Origin of the sequence: Methyloversatilis discipulorum, assembly GCF_000385375.1 — a bacterium.
GTDB classification, from domain to species: Bacteria; Pseudomonadota; Gammaproteobacteria; order Burkholderiales; family Rhodocyclaceae; genus Methyloversatilis; species Methyloversatilis discipulorum_A.
This window is the reverse complement of record NZ_ARVV01000001.1, coordinates 1,845,418-1,861,817: the sequence shown is the minus strand read 5'-3', so window position 1 is coordinate 1,861,817 and position 16,400 is coordinate 1,845,418. Positions and strand designations below refer to the sequence as shown.

Sequence of the window (16,400 nt, the reverse complement as noted above, 5' to 3'; positions counted from 1 at the left end):
TTGTTTCCTCTGCTAGCATTCGGCCGCATCGTCCCGTCGTCGCCTCCATGTCCGTCCGTCCCGTCTCTCCTGCGGCCACGCTCTGCGGTCTTGCCGCCATCCTGCTGTGGAGCACGATGATCGGCATGGTGCGCGCCATCAGCAGCGCGCTCGGACCGGTGGTCGGCGCAGCAGCGATCTATACGGCCGGTGCGATCTTCCTCTGGCTGCTGTTCCGCCCTGCCTCACCGCGCGGCGCGCGTCCGGTCTATCTGCTGCTGGGCGGCGCCCTGTTCGTCGCCTACGAACTGTGCCTGTCGCTGTCGCTCGGCCTCGCTCTCGACGACGCACAGGCGATGGAGTTGGGCATCGTCAATTATCTTTGGCCCTGCTTCACCATCCTGCTCGCGGTCGTCATGAACGGGCAGCGCCTGCGCCCGTGGATAGCGCCGGGACTGGCGCTGTGCCTGGGCGGAGTCATCCGGGTGGTGGGCGGGGGGAGCGAGTGGTCGCTGTCCTCGCTGTCGACTGGCGTAGCGTCGAATCCGGCGGTCTATGCGCTGGCCTTCGCCGGCGCGCTGCTGTGGGCGCTCTACTGCAATGTGACCCGTCGGCTGGCGGATGGCTACAACGGCGTCACCGTATTCTTCTCGGCAACGGCGGCCGCGCTGTGGGGGCTGGCGGTGCTGGGCGGAGAGCCTCTGGCGGTGCCGTCGGCGCGGATCTGGTTTGAGGTGGCCGCTGCCGGAGCGGCCCTGGGCGCGGGTTACGCGCTGTGGAATGTCGGCATGCTGGGCGGCGACATGCCGCTGCTCACGACCGCGTCCTACGCCGGGCCGCTGCTGTCGACCGCATTTGCCGCCGCGTGGCTGGGAGCGCCGCTCACGCCGCCATTCTGGCAGGGCGCGGCGCTGGTGACGGCCGGATCGTTGCTGTGCTGGCGGGCGACACGCCCAGCCGGATGAATTCGATTTCCGGCGCCACCAAACAAAAAAGCGGGCAATGCCCGCTTTTCTGTTTGCTCAAGCGCTGAGGATCAGCGGTTGGCGACGTACATGGTGATTTCGAAGCCGAAACGCAGGTCGGTGGCCTTCGGGGTTTCCCAGTTCATGGCAGTCTCCTGATGGTGGTTCGTTGGCTCACTGCGACGTGCAGTGCATGGATCGAATACTGCGCCGGTCCGGCACCGCCCACCTCGTGCCACTCTGGAAAGACGACTCAGGATTTTCTTGAGCGCAGCGTTTCGAATACGTCGGGCAGCATGCAGGTCTGCAGGCTGCGCTGCGAGAACAGGAAGCGGCCGTCGCAGACGAAACCCAGTTCCTGCCAGTCGACCGCGTCGTTGAGCAGCTCGGCGGCGCGTGCCAGATCCGCCACTTCGGGGCGGGCGAACAGCGCCAGCACCGAGCCGTCGTAGTGCGTGCAGTCGTGCAGGAAGAACGGTCGCGGCTTGCGCGTCTTGCCATTCACGTAGATGCGCGGGCCGCCCGAGCGGTGGTGCAGGCGCCCCCACTGCCACCAGTTGTGCTCGCCGAACTCGCGCACCCGGCGCGCCAGCAGGCGTGGCTTGTGCTGTTCCAGCCAGTCGTTGCGCACATCGAAGAAGGCGCGCCGCGTGCGGCCTGTATCGACCGTGCTGGAACAGACGAACTCCACATTGCCCTGCGGGTGCACGAAGATGTCATCCGCCCCCGACACGGCACCGACGCGCACATCGAACAGCGACGCGAGCGGCACGCCGTAGTCGCCGCGTAGGAACATGAGCTGGCCGCGTTCGCAGTGGAAGCGCCGGCCGTCGCTCATGCGCCGGTCCATGCGCCCCTTCTCGAAACGGAATACCGCGCAGTTCGGCACGTAAGGGCCGAACACGCGGCTGTCGCCGGTTTCGATGAAGTCGGTGATGCTGCCCTGGGCGAACAGCCAGTCGTTCAGCCGGCGCGCGGCGGTCAGCTTGATGAAGTCGCGCGGCACGATGAAAATGAGCTCGCCACCCGGTTTCAGATGACGCACGCACTTCTCGATGAAGAAGAGGTAGAGATTGCTGCGACGGTCGAACAGATCGCTGCGCAGCTGCGCCCGCGTGTCCGCCTGGATGTCCTGGTGCCGCACATAGGGCGGATTGCCGATCACGGTATCGAACTGCTCGTCGACCGGATAGGCGAAGAAATCCATCACCTGGGCGCCCGCCGGCGCGACCGTCGGGTCGATTTCGATGGCCACGCAGCCCGGAATGCGCGACGCGAATGCGCCGTCGCCGGCAGACGGTTCAAGCGTGCGGCCGTGGTTGCGGCGCAGCGCCAGCATGCGTTCGACGACATCGTCGCGGGTGAAGACCTGTCCCAGGATCTCGACCCGGTGGTTCCTTTCGTTCATGGCGCCATTGTCCCATGGCTCCCATGTGCCGGCGCAGCATGTCTGCCGCCCACGCATGGGCTACCATCAGCGCCCCGCCCCCACACCCTACCCCACCCCATGCTGCATGCACCGATGGAACCCTTCGATCACGGCTGGCTCGACGTCGGCCAGGGCCATCGCGTCTATTACGAACAGTGCGGCAATCCGCGGGGAAAACCTGCGCTGTATCTGCACGGCGGCCCCGGCTCGGGCTGCTCGCCACGCCAGCGCCGCTTCTTCGATCCGGCGGTGTGGCGCGCCGTGCTGTTCGACCAGCGCGGCTGCGGCCGCAGCACCCCGCTGGGCGATACCGCGCACAACCACAGCGATGCGCTGATCGCCGACATCGAGGCGCTGCGCCGCCACCTGGGCATCGAGCGCTGGCTGGTGTTCGGCGGCTCCTGGGGTGCGACACTGGCCGCGACCTATGCCGCGCGCTACCGCGACGCGTGCAGCGGCGTGCTGCTGCGCGGCCTCTTTCTTGGCGGGCGCACGGACATCGACGGGTTCTTCCACGGCGCTGCCGCGCTGGCACCGGAAGCGCACGAGGCCTTCATGCAGGCGATCCCGGCGCGTTGGCGCAACCGTGTCGTCGTCTGGCTCGACCGCGTGTTCTCGTCCGGCGACAGCGCGCGCATCGACCGCGCAGTACTGGCCTGGCGCGCCTGGGAACACGCGCTCGGCGTGTGGCCGGAACGGACCGTGCCGGCCGATCCGACGGCCGACGAATGGCCGCTGCTGCGCGCCCGCTATCGCGTGCAGTCGCACTATCTGGCCCACCGCTGTTTCATCGGCGAAGCAAAGGTGATGGACTCGATCGCCCGCCTGCACGGGCTGCCGGTCGCCTTCGTGCACGGCACCAACGACCTGATCTGCCGGCCGCAGAACGCCTGGCGCGCGCACCGCACGCTGGCGGGCAGCCGGCTGGCCTGGGCACAGGGAGCCGGCCACGACCCCTTCCATCCGGCCAGCCTCAAGCTGCTCGGGTCGGCGCTGGCCGCGCACGCGCGTGACGGACATTTCGACGCCTGGCCGGGAGAACCGTCGTGAGCCTCAGACTGAAACTGAACCTGCTGATCGCCGCCGTCATCCTGACCTTCACCAGCACCATGCTGACGATGGAACTGATGGGCACACGGCGCGCCGTCGGCGAGGAAATCGAGGCGGCGAACCGGGTGGCCACCCAGCTGCTGTCTCGCGTGGCGCTGGTCTACGCCAACATGGGTTCGCCGGCGCTGGTCGATTTCCTGTACCGGCTCGGTCGCGTGCGCGCCACCGAAATCCATCTGGTCGACAGCAACGGCGTGAAGCTCTACACCTCGCCGCCCTCGCCTTACAAGGCCGGCCGCGACGCGCCCGAGTGGTATTCGAACGCGATACTGCCGAAGCGGCCGCGTCAGGAGATCACGCTGAACGACGGCGCGCGGCTGGTGGTCGAGGCCGACGCTTCGCGCGCCATACTCGACGGCTGGGACGAGGCGGTGCAACTGCTGATCGCCGGTTCGATCGCGCTGCTGCTCGGCAACGGCATCGTGTTCTGGCTGGTCGGCCGAGAAACCCGGCCGTTCAACACCATCGTGCGCGGGCTCGAACACATGCGTGCCGGCGACTATCACACGCGGCTGCCACCCCTGCCCGGCAAGGAAGCCCGATCGATGGCCCTGGCCTTCAACCGGATGGCGCAGGCGATCGAGGACAACATGAACGCCCGGCAGGAAGCGCTGGAGGCGCGCAGCAACCTGGAAGAGAACCGCGAACTGACACAGTTCATCCAGAGCCGCATCGAGGAGGAGCGACGCGACATCGCGCGCGAGCTGCACGACGAAATGGGCCAGGCGGTCACCGCGATCAAGAGCATGGGCCTGTCGATCGCGCGGCGTGACGCGCAGTCCGATCCGCGCAGTGCCGAGGCCGCCAACCTGATCGTCGAGACGGCCAATCACCTGTACGACGTGATGCACAGCATCATCCCGAAACTGCGACCGCTGGCGCTGGACAATCTCGGGCTGGAAGATGCGCTCGAAGATCTGGTGTCGGAGTGGCGGCGCCACCATCCGGACATGCAGTTCGAACTGCAGATGCACGACCTGCCGGAGGCGCCCGGTGACTCCTTCAAGCTGGCGGCCTACCGCATCGTGCAGGAGGCGGTGACCAATGCACTCAAGCACGCGCACGCCCGGAAAATCATGATTTCACTGCATGGCTCGGAACGGTCGCTGGAGCTGTCGGTCGAGGACGATGGCGCTGGTCTGGAACAGGGCTGGGCACAGAAGCGTGGACACCACGGCGTACGCGGCATGCGCGAACGCGCACAGGCCCTCGGCGGCGAACTTGAACTGCAGTCGCGCGACGGTGGGGGTACCCGGGTGTTCGCGCGACTGCCGATGGATTGAGGGGGAGAACAACAATGGGACCGATCAAGGTCATGCTGGTGGACGACCACGCGGTCGTCCGCATGGGATTCAAGCTGCTGCTCGCCGCCTGCGAGGACATCGAGGTGATCGGCGAGGCGGACAGCGGCGAGGTGGCTTACCAGCGCTACACGGAACTGAAGCCGGACGTGATCGTGATGGACCTGTCGATGCCCGGCATGGGCGGTATCGAGGCGGTGCGGCGACTGACCGCGCGCGACAAGGGCGTGCGCATCCTGGCACTGTCGGCGCACGAGGACACGGCGCATCCGAAGCGGGTGCTGAAGGCGGGTGCCACCGGTTACCTGTCGAAGCGCGGCGCACCGGAAGCGCTGATCGATGCGGTGCGCACGGTGGCCGCCGGTCGCATGTATCTGGACGCCGAAATCGCGCAGAAGCTGGCGATGCAGGACGTGACCGGCACGCAGAACCCGGTCGAGGCGCTGTCGGAGCGAGAGTTCGAGGTGTTCATCCACCTCGCGCGCGGGCAGTCGGTGAACCAGATTGCCGAAACGCTGCATCTGTCGACCTCCACCGTCGGTACCCATCTTTACAACGTCAAGCAGAAACTCGGCGCGTCCAACCAGGCCGAACTGACGCTGATTGCACTTCGCAACGGCCTGATCGAGGCCTGATCACGATCTGCAACAGATGCATCGCACCACTCCAGTGCGATGCATGTCGCAGCGGTGCTTCATTTTCGGTCACGACCTTCCACATTCCGGCCATACGGACGTCGCGTCGTCGTACGCCCGACCCGCGACGATCACCCGCATAGGGGCCACAGTCTTTTGTTGCATCGCAGCATCGGGAAGCTTTCCCGATGCGGGTTTGCGCCCCGTCCTGCCCGCAGCATGACCGTCACCTGCTCGCCTGGCGACGCATGAAACGCCGTTCCGCCGAGTGACTGGCACGCTTCTCGCTGGTACCGCTCGTCAGCTGACACACCTACAACCACTCAGATACACAGCCATGTTCCGTTAGTCACTCATCGCCACCGGGCCCTGCCAAGGCCCGTAAGCCGGCAAGGAGATCGTCATGCGTGCCCTTGGATTGCTGCTCTTGCTCACCGTCGCTCAGGCTTCACACGCCAGTGCCGAGCGATACATCCAGTTGTCGATGCACGTGGTTAAGGTACTTGCCGCGAACGCCGACGGACGCATCAACACCGGCACCGGCGTGCAGATCGACGACACCCACGTGATCACCAACTGTCACGTGGTCGGCATCGCGACCAACGTGATCGTGGCCCGCGGCAGCAGCGGCGTACCGGCGCAGGCCAGTTCGGTCGACCCGCGCCACGACCTGTGCGTGATGACCACGCCGCACGCAATGGGCCGGCCGGTGGACATGGCCACCTCGCGCACGCTGAAGGTCGGCGACACGGTGCATGCGGTCGGCTTCTCCGGCGGCAAGGCGCTGTCGATGAGCGACGGCCAGGTAACCGCGCTGCACGAGATGGATGGCGCGCTGGTGATCGAAACCGACGCATCCTTCCAGCAGGGCGCATCCGGCGGCGCGCTGTTCGACACCGATGGTCGTCTGGTCGGCGTGCTCACCTTCTTCATTCCGGGCATGAAGCGTCACTTCGCGGTGCCGGTGGAATGGGTGCACAGCGGCAGCACGGTGGCCGAACTGCCGATCCGTGACGCCACGCCGCCCTTCTGGGCCGCCGCGGACGAGGACAAGCCCTACTTCCTGCGCGCCATCCAGCACGAGAACGATGGTGACTGGGGCCGCCTGCAGGCGGTGGCGAAGGAATGGGTGGAAGCCGAACCGAACAACAGCGCCGCGATCAAGGCCGCGGTGCGCGCCAGCCAGCTGCCGCCGCTGCGCTGAACGATCGGCACAAAAAAGCCGGCCCCGCGGGGCCGGCTTTTTTTCGTCCAGACACTGGCGCTTATCTGGTCTGCGTCAGTTGTTGCAACTGAGCTTGCGACTGAGACAGCTGCACCACCTGCTCCACCTGTATCGCCTGAGCGGTCGGTTGTACCGGCGCGGCGGCGTGCGTCGCGCCGGTGGCCGACGGCAGCAGCGGCACGATGAGCAAGGCCACGATGTTGATGATCTTGATCAGCGGGTTCACCGCCGGGCCGGCCGTGTCCTTGTACGGATCGCCCACGGTGTCGCCGGTGACTGCCGCCTTGTGCGCCTCGGAGCCCTTGCCGCCGAAGTGACCGTCCTCGATGTACTTCTTCGCGTTGTCCCAGGCGCCGCCGCCGGTGGTCATCGAAATGGCGACGAACAGGCCGGTCACGATGGTACCCATCAGCACACCGCCCAAGGCCTGCACGCCGGCTTCGGGACCCATCAGGAAGGCAATGCCGAAGGCGACGACGACCGGCACCAGCACCGGCAGCAGCGAAGGCACCATCATTTCCTTGATCGCCGCGACGGTCAGCATGTCGACCGCGCGCGAGTAATCGGGCTTGGCCGTGCCTTCCATGATGCCGGCGATCTCTTTGAACTGGCGACGCACCTCGACCACGACCGCGCCGGCCGAACGGCCGACCGCTTCCATCGCCATCGCGCCGAACAGGTAGGGAATCAGGCCGCCGATGAACAGGCCGATGATGACCGCCGGATTGGCCAGATCGAAGGCCACGCTGTGGCCGACCGCTTCCAGTGCGTGCGTGTAGTCGGCAAACAGCACCAGCGCCGCCAGACCCGCCGAACCGATGGCGTAACCCTTGGTCACTGCCTTGGTGGTGTTGCCCACCGCGTCCAGCGGGTCGGTCACCGCGCGCACCGAATCCGGCAGTTCCGCCATTTCGGCGATGCCGCCGGCGTTGTCGGTGATCGGGCCGTAGGCGTCGAGTGCGACGATGATGCCGGACATGCTGAGCATCGAGGTGGCCGCAATCGCGATGCCGTACAGGCCGCCCAGCGTGTAGGCCGCCCAGATCGCCGCGCATACGGCCAGCACCGGCCAGGCGCAGGACTTCATCGACACGCCAAGGCCAGCGATGATGTTGGTGCCGTGACCGGTGGTCGAGGCCTCCGCGATGTGCTTCACCGGCTTGAAATCGGTGCCGGTGTAGTACTCGGTGATCACCACCATCAGGCCGGTCAGCACGAGACCGACCACCGCCGCGCCATAGAGCCGCATCTGTGCGCCGTCGTAGATGCCCATCGAGGCGTTCAGCGCGTCGTCCGGCATCAGCATCGTAGTCAGCGGGTAGAAGGCGATCAGCGCCAGCACGCCAGCGACGATGAGGCCGCGGTAGAGGCCGTTCATGATCTTCTGGCCCGGCTTGGTCTTGACGAACATGCAGCCGATGATGGACGCGATGATGGAGAAGCCGCCCAGCGCCAGCGGGTAGATCACTGCCGCCTCGGCATTCGACTTCAGCATCAGCGCGCCGAGCAGCATGGTCGCCACCGTCGTCACCGCGTAGGTTTCGAACAGGTCGGCTGCCATGCCGGCGCAGTCGCCGACGTTGTCACCGACGTTGTCGGCGATCACCGCCGGATTACGCGGGTCGTCTTCCGGAATGCCGGCCTCGACCTTGCCCACCAGGTCGGCGCCGACGTCGGCACCCTTGGTGAAGATGCCGCCACCCAGTCGCGCGAAGATCGAAATGAGCGAGGAGCCGAAACCGAGACCGATCAGCGGATGGATGATCTGGTCGATCGCCGCGTCATGCGCCGCCGAGCCTTTCAGGATCGCGTAGTAGCCTGCCACCCCCAGCAGGCCCAGACCGACCACCAGCATGCCGGTGATGGCACCGCCGCGGAAGGCGACGTCGAACGCTTCCGAAATGCCCTTGCGCGCGGCTTCCGCCGTGCGCACGTTGGCGCGGACCGACACGTTCATGCCGATATAGCCGGCTGCACCGGACAGCACCGCACCGATGACGAAACCGGCGGCGGTCGACATGCCGAGCGTGACGGCGAGGAGGATGGTCAGGATGACACCGACGATCGCGATCGTGCGGTACTGACGGTTGAGATAGGCCTTTGCCCCTTCCTGCACGGCGTCGGCAATTTCCCGCATTCGGGGGTTGCCGGAAGGTTGGGCAAGGATCCACTTGCTGGATACGGCGCCATAAACGATGGCCACCACTGCGCACACGAGTGCGAACCACAGACCGAACGACGACATCACCCCTCCTCTTGTTTTGACTGCGTGCAACGAAAGGGCGGCGCCGTGACCCCGCCCCGGAAGCAGCGAGCAACCTTGTGGGTTGCCGGACAGGCGCCCCTGCGGCGCATGTCCTGGTATGTCATCCGCACGCCGGGGAGCGTGCGGCTACAAGCGGTGCGTCTTCGACCCGGTCAGCCGGCGAACGGCGGCAGCGTGCGCGGCACGCTCTCGTTCTTCAGACTGACATAGGCCGGCAGTCCATTCACGTAGGGCGGATAGTCCTCGCCTTCGATCAGGGGCTGCAGGTACTTCCGGCAGGCGTCGGTGATGCCGAAGCCGTCGTCGGAAATGAAATGCCTGGGCATCATCTTCTCGCGGTTCGCAACGTCCTGCAGTTGCGCCACGTCAATCTTCCATGCATAGGGCGCGTCGGACACGCGCACGATGGCGGGCATGACCGCATTGCGGCCCTCGATCGCCAGTTCGACCGCGCAACGGCCGAGCGCGTAGGCCTGCTGCGCGTCGGTGCCGGAGGCGATGTGGCGACCGCTGCGCTGCAGGTAGTCCGGCAGCGCCCAGTGATACTTGTGGCCGAGCTTCGCCTTGATCAGCTCGGCGACCTGCTGGCCGACCCCGCCCAGCTGGGCGTGGCCGAAGGCGTCGCGCGTGCCGGACTCGGCCAGCAGCTTGCCGTCGGCGCCACGCAGGCCCTCGGACACTGCGATGGCGCAGAAGTCGTGCTCGCGCACGCAGGCGTCGACGCGCGCCAGGAAGGCCGCCTCGTCGAACGGAATCTCGGGGAACAGCAGGATGTGCGGCGCCTCGGCCGGCGTGCGCGCGGCCAGACCCGCAGCGGCCGTGATCCAGCCGGCATGGCGGCCCATCACTTCCATCACGAAGATCTTTGTGGACGTGCGTGCCATCGAGGCGACGTCCAGACCGGCTTCCATCATCGACACCGCGACATACTTCGCCACCGAACCGAAGCCCGGGCAGTTGTCGGTCTCGACCAGATCGTTGTCCACCGTCTTCGGAATGCCGACGCAGGTGAGCGGGTAGTGCAGCTTCTCGGCGATCTGCGACACCTTCCACGCGGTGTCCATCGAATCGTTGCCGCCGTTGTAGAGGAAGTAACGGATGTCGTGCGCGCGGAACACCTCGATCAGCCGCTCGTACTGCGCGCGGCTTTCGTCGAGGCCTTTCAGCTTGTAGCGGCAGGAACCGAAGGCGCCGCCCGGCGTGTGACGCAGGGCGGCGATGGCCGCGTCGCTTTCGAGCGAAGTATCGATCAGGTCTTCGTGCAGCGCACCGAGGATGCCGTTGCGCCCGGCGAACACCTTGCCGATCACGTCGCCGTGCTCACGCGCCGCCTGGATGACGCCGCAGGCAGTCGTGTTGATGACCGCCGTGACGCCACCGGACTGCGCGTAGAACAGGTTTGCAGCCATGCAGATCAGGCCAGCGCGTCGAAGGCGCGCTGTTTCACTTCGTCGACCGGACCGACGCCGGAGATGGCGCGGTACTTCGGTGCGCCGGGCTCGCCGCGCTGCGCCCAACCCGAGTAGTACTCGACCAGCGGACGCGTTTGCGAGTGGTACACGTCGAGACGCTTGCGCACCACTTCCTCGCGGTCGTCGTCACGCTGCACCAGCGGTTCGCCGGTCACGTCGTCCTGGCCCTCGACCTTCGGCGGGTTGAACACCACGTGATAGGTGCGGCCCGACGCGATGTGGGCACGGCGGCCGCTCATGCGGGTGATGATGTCCTGGTCCGGCACCTGGATTTCGAGCACGAAGTCGATCGGCACGCCGGCCGCCTTCATCGCGTCGGCCTGCGGAATCGTGCGCGGGAAGCCGTCGAACATGTAGCCGGCCTTGCAATCGTCTTCCTTCAGGCGGTCCTTGACCAGATTGATGATGAGGTCGTCCGACACGAGGCCGCCGGCGTCCATCACCTTCTTCGCCTCGATGCCCAGCGGCGTGCCGGCCTTGACGGCGGCGCGCAGCATGTCACCGGTGGAAATCTGCGGAATGTTGAAGCGTTCCTTGATGAAGGTCGCCTGAGTGCCCTTGCCTGCGCCCGGCGGGCCCAGAAGTATGAGACGCATGTCCTCTCCTGATGTGAGTCTGTTTTTTGGATTCTGGTGGAACAGTGCGCGCGCCGCGGCAAACGCAATGCCAGCGGGCGCGACGTTACCGCCAACGGGAAGCGCGGTCAAACGGCAATGCGTCAGACCGTGCCGGTGGCAAACAGCGCGCGCACGCGCTCCAGATCGTCCGGCGTGTCGACGCCGGCATGCGGCATCGGTACGTCGGCGACCACGCGGATGCGGTAGCCGTGCCACAGCGCGCGCAGTTGTTCGAGTGCTTCGACCTGCTCCATCGGCGCCGGATCGAGGCGCGCGTTGCGCTGCAGGAAGCGCACGCGGTAGGCGTAGATGCCGATGTGGCGCTGCGCACCGAGTGCGGCCGGCAACGTGTCGCGCGAGGTGGCGAAATCGTCGCGCGCCCATGGAATCGGCGCGCGCGAGAAGTACATCGCGCGGCCGTGGATGTCGCAGATCACCTTGACCACCGCCGGATTGAAGAAGTCGGCCGCCCCGGTGATGGCGCTGCTCGCGGTGGCGATCGACGACTCCGGATCCTGGTCGAGCGCGAGCGCAACCTTGCGGATCAGGTCGGAATCGATCAGCGGCTCGTCGCCCTGCACGTTCACCACGACCGTCGCCGGCGACCAACCGAGCTTTTCCGCCACTTCGGCGATGCGGTCGGTACCGGTGGCGTGATCGCTGCGCGTCATCACCGCCTCGTAGCCGTGCGCGCGCACCGCATCGGCGATGCCTTCGTGGTCGGTGGCGATCACCAGCGCCTCGGCACCGCTCTGCGCGGCGCGCTGCGCCACGCGCACCACCATCGGCAGACCGCCGATGTCGAGCAGCGGCTTGCCCGGCAGCCGGGTCGATGCGTGGCGGGCGGGAATGACGACCTTGAACATGATGACCTCCCCGTCGCTCAGCCGTTGCGGCCAGCCGGCTCGCGCAGCGCGGCGACTTCTTCCTCGCTCATTTCGCGGGCTTCGTCCTCCAGCATGACCGGAATGCCGTCGCGGATCGGATACGCGAGGCGGCTGGCCTTGCACTGCAGCTCGTTTCGTGCGCGGTCGAGCACCAGCGGTGCCTTGGTGACCGGGCAGACGAGAATTTCAAGAAGACGTGGATCCATGCTTCAACTCCGCTAGACGAGTCGCGATGTAACCCGCCAGATCAGGGTCGAGGTGTGCCTCGACCGGCAATACCCACATCGGGGTGTCCGACAATCCGTGACATTTTACCGCGTCCTTCTCCGTCAGCAGCAGTGCGTCGCAGTCTGCGAAAACAAGGTCCTGCGCCGTGTAGGCGTGGTGATCGGGAAAAGGATGCGCGACGAACTCGAGTCCGAGCGCGCGCAGGTGATCGAAGAAGCGCGCCGGCTCACCGATGCCGGCGACCGCATGCAGGCGCAGGCCGCGCAGATCGGCCGCCACCGCCTTCCGTTCGGGCGCATCGAGCTGATGGAAACGTTCACCGAGCAGGCGCATCCGGAAGGTTGCGCGCACATCGCCCGGCGCCGCCGGCAGGCCGTTGAGCACCACGGCGTCGACCGTGCGCAGTCGTGCGATCGGTTCGCGCAAGGGCCCGGCCGGCAGGTGGAAACCATTCATGACACCGCGCCGGTCGAGCACCGCGACTTCGATGTCTCGCGCCAGCGCGTAGTGCTGCATACCGTCGTCACACAGTACGAGGTCGCACTCCGGGTGCGCCGTCAGCCCGGCGCGCGCGGCGTCGGCACGACGGCGACCGACCCACACCGGCAGACCGCTGCATCGCGCCAGCAGCACAGGCTCGTCGCCCGACTCGGCGAAATCTGCCTGGGTGCCGACCTCATGCACGGCATCGGCGCGACCGCCGTAGCCGCGCGTAACGATGAGCGGGCGCCAGCCGCGCTCGGCCAGCGCTCGCGCCAGATACAGCGTGAGCGGTGTCTTGCCGGCGCCGCCGGCGATGATGTTGCCGACGACGATCACCGGCACCGGCAGACGGTCGGCGCGCAGCAGTCCCGCACGGAAAGCGGCGCGACGCAGCGTCGACACGAGACGGAACAGCAGCGACAGCGGCCACAGCAGCCAGGCCGCGACGCCGCGGCTGCGCCACAGCGCGGGCGCGGTGCTCATCGGCCGCCGGACGCGTCGGACTGGGTGGCGAAGGAAATGCCGGCGATGCCGGCGCGCTGCGCCGCCTGCATCACGTCGATCGACGACTGCAGCCGCGCGTCCTTGTCCGACGAGATGATGACCACCGGCTCCTGCTTGCCCGACGCCGCCTTCGCCAGCGCCTCGGCCAGCGCGTCGGCGTTGCCGGCCGCGACCTGCAGGCGGTTGATCAGGATGTCGCCGCGCGCGGTGATGAGCACATTGATCTCGCGGTCGCTCTGCTCCGCCTCGGGCGCCTCGGCACTTGGCAGCGTGATTTCGAGGCCGGCCGTTTTCGAGTAGGTCGTCGTCACCATCAGGAAGATGAGGATGACCAGCAGCACGTCGATCAGCGGGATCAGATTGATTTCGAGCTCTTCACGCCCGCGGCCGCGTCGGAAATTCATCAGGCGTCCTTACTTCGCGGCGCGCTCGCCGTGCACCACCTCGACCAGCTTGATCGCCTGTTGCTCCATATCGACGATGAAGTCGTCGACGCGACCGCGGAAGTAGCGGTGGAAAATCAGCGCCGGAATTGCCACCAGCAGACCGAAGCCGGTGTTGTACAGCGCGATGGAGATGCCGCTGGCGAGCTGCTGAGGATTGCTGCCGGTGGCGGTCTGCGAACCGAAGATTTCGATCATGCCGACCACCGTGCCGAACAGGCCCATCAGCGGCGCCGCCGCAGCGATCGTGCCGAGCGTCGTCAGATAACGTTCGAGGTCATGGGTGACCGCGCGCCCCTCCTCTTCGATCGCCTCCTTCATCACTTCACGCGAGCTGCGCACATTGCGCAGGCCGGCGGCGAGCACGCGGCCCAGCGGCGAGTGAGCGGCAACGCGGCGTATCATGTCGGCGTTCGGCTGACCGCCCTTCAGGTCGGTGGCGATGGATTCGAGCAGGCCCGGCGGCACGACCTTGCTTCGACGCAGGCTGGCCAGACGTTCGATGATCAGCGCGACGGCGATGACGGAGGCGGCTATCAGCGGCCAGATCGGCCAGCCGGCCGCGCGGATGATCTCAAACACGTAGAGCCCCTTCGTGAACAAGCGGCGAACTGTAGCTTGCAGGACGTGGGGCGGCAACCCTGCGACATCGCTGGCGATGCTGCCGACGAGGTTATCCACAGAAATTGTGGATAACTGTGTGGGTTTTGTCTGAGCGGCTTTGCTAACTCGCCTCGCGGTAAGCGTTTTCCTTACGCCGATCAAAAATTAAGCTTCCATGACAGCCGCGTCGGTGTCGCCGACCGTCGCGAAAATCGATTCATGAATACAGTCAATGAAGACAGCAACGGCTCTGCCGCCATCGCCGTGTCGGAGCTCGCGCGACGTGCGCGTCTCGCGCTGGAACGCCAGTTTCCGGTGCTCTGGGTCAGCGGCGAGCTGTCCGGTGTGACACGGGCCGCGTCAGGCCATCTTTACTTCTCGCTGAAGGACGACGCGGCGCAGGTGCGTTGCGTCATGTTCCGCAGCCGCAGCCAGCTGCTGCCCTTCGAACCTAAGGCTGGACTGCGGGTCGAGGTGCGCGCCCAGGTCTCCCTGTACGAGGCGCGCGGCGACTTCCAGCTGACGGTCGATGCGATGCGTCGCGCCGGTGTCGGCGATCTGTACGAAGCCTTCCTCCGGCTGAAGGCGCAGCTCGCGGCCGAAGGCCTGTTCGACGCGGCGCGCAAGCGGCCGCTGCCTGCCCTGCCCGCCCGGCTGGCCATCGTCACCTCACCAGGGGCGGCGGCACTGCGCGACGTGCTGGCGGCGCTGGCACGGCGTGCTCCGCATCTCGAAATCGTATTGCTGCCCTGTCTGGTGCAGGGCGTCGACGCCCCGCGGCAGATCGCCACCGCGATCGCACAGGCACGCGCGGTCGAAGCGGAGGTCGTGCTGCTGGTGCGCGGCGGCGGCTCCGCCGAAGATCTGGCCGCCTTCAACGACGAGCGTGTGGCGCGCGCCATCGCCGCCTGTCCGGTACCGGTGGTCAGCGGCGTCGGCCATGAAACCGACTTCTCGATTGCCGACTTCGTCGCCGACGTACGCGCAGCGACGCCGACTGCAGCCGCCGAACTGGTCAGCGCCGGCCACGTCGAGGCGGCGGTCCGTTTGCGCGCGCTGAGTGCCCGCCTTGTCCGGGCGCTGCGCAGCCGGCTCGACGCGCACGGGCAGAAGCTCGACGACCTCGCCGGCCGACTGCGGCCGCCTGCAAGGCAGATGGACATTGCACACGACAGGCTGCGTGGCCTCCACGACAGATTGCGTCGCGCCCACGCGACACAGCTGACCCAGGCGCAGCGGCGGGCCGAGGCACTGGCGATGCGCCTGCGGCTCGCACGTCCGGCGCAGGCGATGCGGCAGGCAACCCTGTCGCGGCTGGCAGAGCAACTGCGCCACGCCATGCACGCCCGCCTGGATCACGCCCGCCAGCGCGCGCACCTCGGCGCGACGCAACTGGCTCAGCTCGATCCGACCGCAGTGCTGGCGCGCGGTTTTTCCATCGTGCGCGACACCGAGGGCCGCATCGTGCGCGACGCCGCCGCGCTGATGCACAGGCAGCCACTGCGCATAGACTTCGCTCGCGGCCACGCGGACGTCGAAGTCAGCCATTCATACCCGGATTCCGACGCCGCCGACTGACTCGCCTTGTGCTGACCGATGGCCGGCCATACACTCATGGACTTGGCTTTGAACCGACCGACTGGGAGAAAAAACATGGAACACACCCTGCCTCCGCTGCCCTACGCGCTCGACGCACTGGCACCGCACATTTCGCGTGAAACGCTGGAGTTTCACTACGGCAAGCACCATCAGGCCTACGCCACCAACCTGAACAACCTCATCAAGGGCACCGAGTTCGAGAACCTCGACCTCGAAGCCATCGTCAAGAAGGCCCCGGCCGGCGGCGTATTCAACAACTCGGCCCAGGTGTGGAACCACACCTTCTTCTGGAACAGCATGAAGCCCGCCGGCGGCGGCGCACCGAGTGGCGCACTGGCGGCTGCCATCGACGCCAAATGGGGCAGCTTCGACGAGTTCAAGAAGGCCTTCAAGACCTCGGCCGTCGGCAATTTCGGTTCCGGCTGGACCTGGCTGGTCAAGAAGACCGACGGTACGCTGGACATCGTCAACACCAGCGGCGCCGGCACCCCGCTGACCTCCGACGCCAAGCCGCTTCTGACCATCGACGTCTGGGAACACGCCTACTACATCGACTACCGCAACCGTCGCCCGGACTTCGTCGACACCTTCCTCGCCAGCCTGGCGAACTGGGACTTCGCCGCCGCGAACTTCGCGTCCTGAGCGACCGGCCGG

At 66.7% G+C, this 16,400-nt stretch carries 17 protein-coding genes; 7 read left to right on the top strand and 10 right to left on the bottom strand.

Features of this window, described 5'->3' with window-relative positions:
- Positions 1-47 precede the first annotated feature (47 nt).
- Positions 48-944, top strand: a complete 897-nt coding sequence (yddG, locus tag METRZ18153_RS0108815) for an aromatic amino acid DMT transporter YddG (protein ID WP_029143650.1) — start codon at positions 48-50, stop codon at positions 942-944.
- 71 nt (positions 945-1,015) lie between these two features.
- Here yddG and pqqA read toward each other — a convergent pair whose 3' ends face one another.
- Together pqqA and METRZ18153_RS0108810 are read right to left on the bottom strand one after the other, a co-directional pair.
- Positions 1,016-1,090, bottom strand: a complete 75-nt coding sequence (gene pqqA, locus METRZ18153_RS20580; protein WP_008060153.1) for a pyrroloquinoline quinone precursor peptide PqqA — start codon at positions 1,088-1,090, stop codon at positions 1,016-1,018.
- 107 nt (positions 1,091-1,197) lie between these two features.
- Complete coding sequence (locus tag METRZ18153_RS0108810) at positions 1,198-2,352, bottom strand: Eco57I restriction-modification methylase domain-containing protein (protein ID WP_020164387.1); 1,155 nt, start codon at positions 2,350-2,352, stop codon at positions 1,198-1,200.
- A gap of 114 nt (positions 2,353-2,466) precedes the next feature.
- Here METRZ18153_RS0108810 and pip point away from each other — a divergent pair, with 114 nt between their 5' ends.
- From pip to METRZ18153_RS0108790, 4 genes are all read left to right on the top strand, one after another.
- The gene (gene pip, locus METRZ18153_RS0108805; protein ID WP_232416007.1) at positions 2,467-3,423 is read left to right on the top strand and encodes a prolyl aminopeptidase; all 957 of its coding nucleotides are present in this window, start codon (positions 2,467-2,469) and stop codon (positions 3,421-3,423) included.
- The gene (locus tag METRZ18153_RS0108800; RefSeq protein ID WP_020164385.1) at positions 3,420-4,766 is read left to right on the top strand and encodes an ATP-binding protein; all 1,347 of its coding nucleotides are present in this window, start codon (positions 3,420-3,422) and stop codon (positions 4,764-4,766) included. Before pip ends, METRZ18153_RS0108800 begins: the two co-directional genes overlap by 4 nt.
- Positions 4,767-4,780: 14 nt before the next feature.
- Positions 4,781-5,419: a response regulator gene (locus tag METRZ18153_RS0108795; protein ID WP_019918554.1), complete on the top strand. Its 639-nt coding sequence runs from the start codon at positions 4,781-4,783 to the stop codon at positions 5,417-5,419.
- Between the two features lie 403 nt (positions 5,420-5,822).
- On the top strand, positions 5,823-6,623 hold the full coding sequence (locus METRZ18153_RS0108790; protein ID WP_029143649.1) for a S1 family peptidase: 801 nt from the start codon (positions 5,823-5,825) through the stop codon (positions 6,621-6,623).
- Between the two features lie 61 nt (positions 6,624-6,684).
- Here the strand turns inward: METRZ18153_RS0108790 and METRZ18153_RS0108785 are convergent, their stop codons facing one another.
- The 8 genes from METRZ18153_RS0108785 to METRZ18153_RS0108750 form a co-directional block, all read right to left on the bottom strand.
- A complete protein-coding gene (locus METRZ18153_RS0108785) occupies positions 6,685-8,889 on the bottom strand; it encodes a sodium-translocating pyrophosphatase (protein ID WP_020164383.1) in 2,205 nt (734 codons plus the stop codon).
- 173 nt (positions 8,890-9,062) lie between these two features.
- Complete coding sequence (locus METRZ18153_RS0108780) at positions 9,063-10,319, bottom strand: 6-phosphofructokinase (protein WP_020164382.1); 1,257 nt, start codon at positions 10,317-10,319, stop codon at positions 9,063-9,065.
- 5 nt (positions 10,320-10,324) lie between these two features.
- On the bottom strand, positions 10,325-10,978 hold the full coding sequence (gene adk, locus METRZ18153_RS0108775; RefSeq protein ID WP_020164381.1) for an adenylate kinase: 654 nt from the start codon (positions 10,976-10,978) through the stop codon (positions 10,325-10,327).
- Positions 10,979-11,100: 122 nt separating this feature from the next.
- Complete coding sequence (gene kdsB, locus METRZ18153_RS0108770; RefSeq protein WP_020164380.1) at positions 11,101-11,865, bottom strand: 3-deoxy-manno-octulosonate cytidylyltransferase; 765 nt, start codon at positions 11,863-11,865, stop codon at positions 11,101-11,103.
- A gap of 17 nt (positions 11,866-11,882) precedes the next feature.
- Positions 11,883-12,092, bottom strand: coding sequence for a Trm112 family protein (locus METRZ18153_RS0108765; RefSeq protein ID WP_020164379.1), 210 nt, complete (start codon positions 12,090-12,092; stop codon positions 11,883-11,885).
- Positions 12,073-13,080 (bottom strand): tetraacyldisaccharide 4'-kinase, encoded by a 1,008-nt coding sequence (gene lpxK / locus METRZ18153_RS0108760; protein ID WP_020164378.1) that lies wholly within the window; start codon positions 13,078-13,080, stop codon positions 12,073-12,075. Before lpxK ends, METRZ18153_RS0108765 begins: the two co-directional genes overlap by 20 nt.
- Positions 13,077-13,505: an ExbD/TolR family protein gene (locus tag METRZ18153_RS0108755; protein WP_020164377.1), complete on the bottom strand. Its 429-nt coding sequence runs from the start codon at positions 13,503-13,505 to the stop codon at positions 13,077-13,079. Before METRZ18153_RS0108755 ends, lpxK begins: the two co-directional genes overlap by 4 nt.
- Positions 13,506-13,514: 9 nt before the next feature.
- Positions 13,515-14,126, bottom strand: coding sequence for a MotA/TolQ/ExbB proton channel family protein (locus METRZ18153_RS0108750; protein WP_024300488.1), 612 nt, complete (start codon positions 14,124-14,126; stop codon positions 13,515-13,517).
- Positions 14,127-14,366: 240 nt separating this feature from the next.
- Here METRZ18153_RS0108750 and xseA point away from each other — a divergent pair, with 240 nt between their 5' ends.
- Positions 14,367-15,725 (top strand): exodeoxyribonuclease VII large subunit, encoded by a 1,359-nt coding sequence (xseA, locus tag METRZ18153_RS0108745; protein ID WP_020164376.1) that lies wholly within the window; start codon positions 14,367-14,369, stop codon positions 15,723-15,725.
- A 75-nt stretch (positions 15,726-15,800) separates the two neighbouring features.
- Positions 15,801-16,388: a superoxide dismutase gene (locus METRZ18153_RS0108740; RefSeq protein ID WP_020164375.1), complete on the top strand. Its 588-nt coding sequence runs from the start codon at positions 15,801-15,803 to the stop codon at positions 16,386-16,388.
- Positions 16,389-16,400 lie beyond the last annotated feature (12 nt).

Bases quoted from the DNA above. Each gene is read 5' to 3' on its own strand.
- pip (WP_232416007.1), top strand. From the start codon at position 2,467: ATGGAACCCTTCGATCACGGCTGGCTCGACGTCGGCCAGGGCCATCGC.
- METRZ18153_RS0108795 (WP_019918554.1), top strand. From the start codon at position 4,781: ATGGGACCGATCAAGGTCATGCTGGTGGACGACCACGCGGTCGTCCGC.
- METRZ18153_RS0108740 (WP_020164375.1), top strand. From the start codon at position 15,801: ATGGAACACACCCTGCCTCCGCTGCCCTACGCGCTCGACGCACTGGCA.
- kdsB (WP_020164380.1), bottom strand. From the start codon at position 11,865: ATGTTCAAGGTCGTCATTCCCGCCCGCCACGCATCGACCCGGCTGCCG.
- METRZ18153_RS0108780 (WP_020164382.1), bottom strand. From the start codon at position 10,319: ATGGCTGCAAACCTGTTCTACGCGCAGTCCGGTGGCGTCACGGCGGTC.
- lpxK (WP_020164378.1), bottom strand. From the start codon at position 13,080: ATGAGCACCGCGCCCGCGCTGTGGCGCAGCCGCGGCGTCGCGGCCTGG.
- xseA (WP_020164376.1), top strand. From the start codon at position 14,367: ATGAATACAGTCAATGAAGACAGCAACGGCTCTGCCGCCATCGCCGTG.
- METRZ18153_RS0108785 (WP_020164383.1), bottom strand. From the start codon at position 8,889: ATGTCGTCGTTCGGTCTGTGGTTCGCACTCGTGTGCGCAGTGGTGGCC.
- METRZ18153_RS0108790 (WP_029143649.1), top strand. From the start codon at position 5,823: ATGCGTGCCCTTGGATTGCTGCTCTTGCTCACCGTCGCTCAGGCTTCA.
- METRZ18153_RS0108810 (WP_020164387.1), bottom strand. From the start codon at position 2,352: ATGAACGAAAGGAACCACCGGGTCGAGATCCTGGGACAGGTCTTCACC.
- adk (WP_020164381.1), bottom strand. From the start codon at position 10,978: ATGCGTCTCATACTTCTGGGCCCGCCGGGCGCAGGCAAGGGCACTCAG.
- METRZ18153_RS0108765 (WP_020164379.1), bottom strand. From the start codon at position 12,092: ATGGATCCACGTCTTCTTGAAATTCTCGTCTGCCCGGTCACCAAGGCA.
- yddG (WP_029143650.1), top strand. From the start codon at position 48: ATGTCCGTCCGTCCCGTCTCTCCTGCGGCCACGCTCTGCGGTCTTGCC.
- METRZ18153_RS0108755 (WP_020164377.1), bottom strand. From the start codon at position 13,505: ATGAATTTCCGACGCGGCCGCGGGCGTGAAGAGCTCGAAATCAATCTG.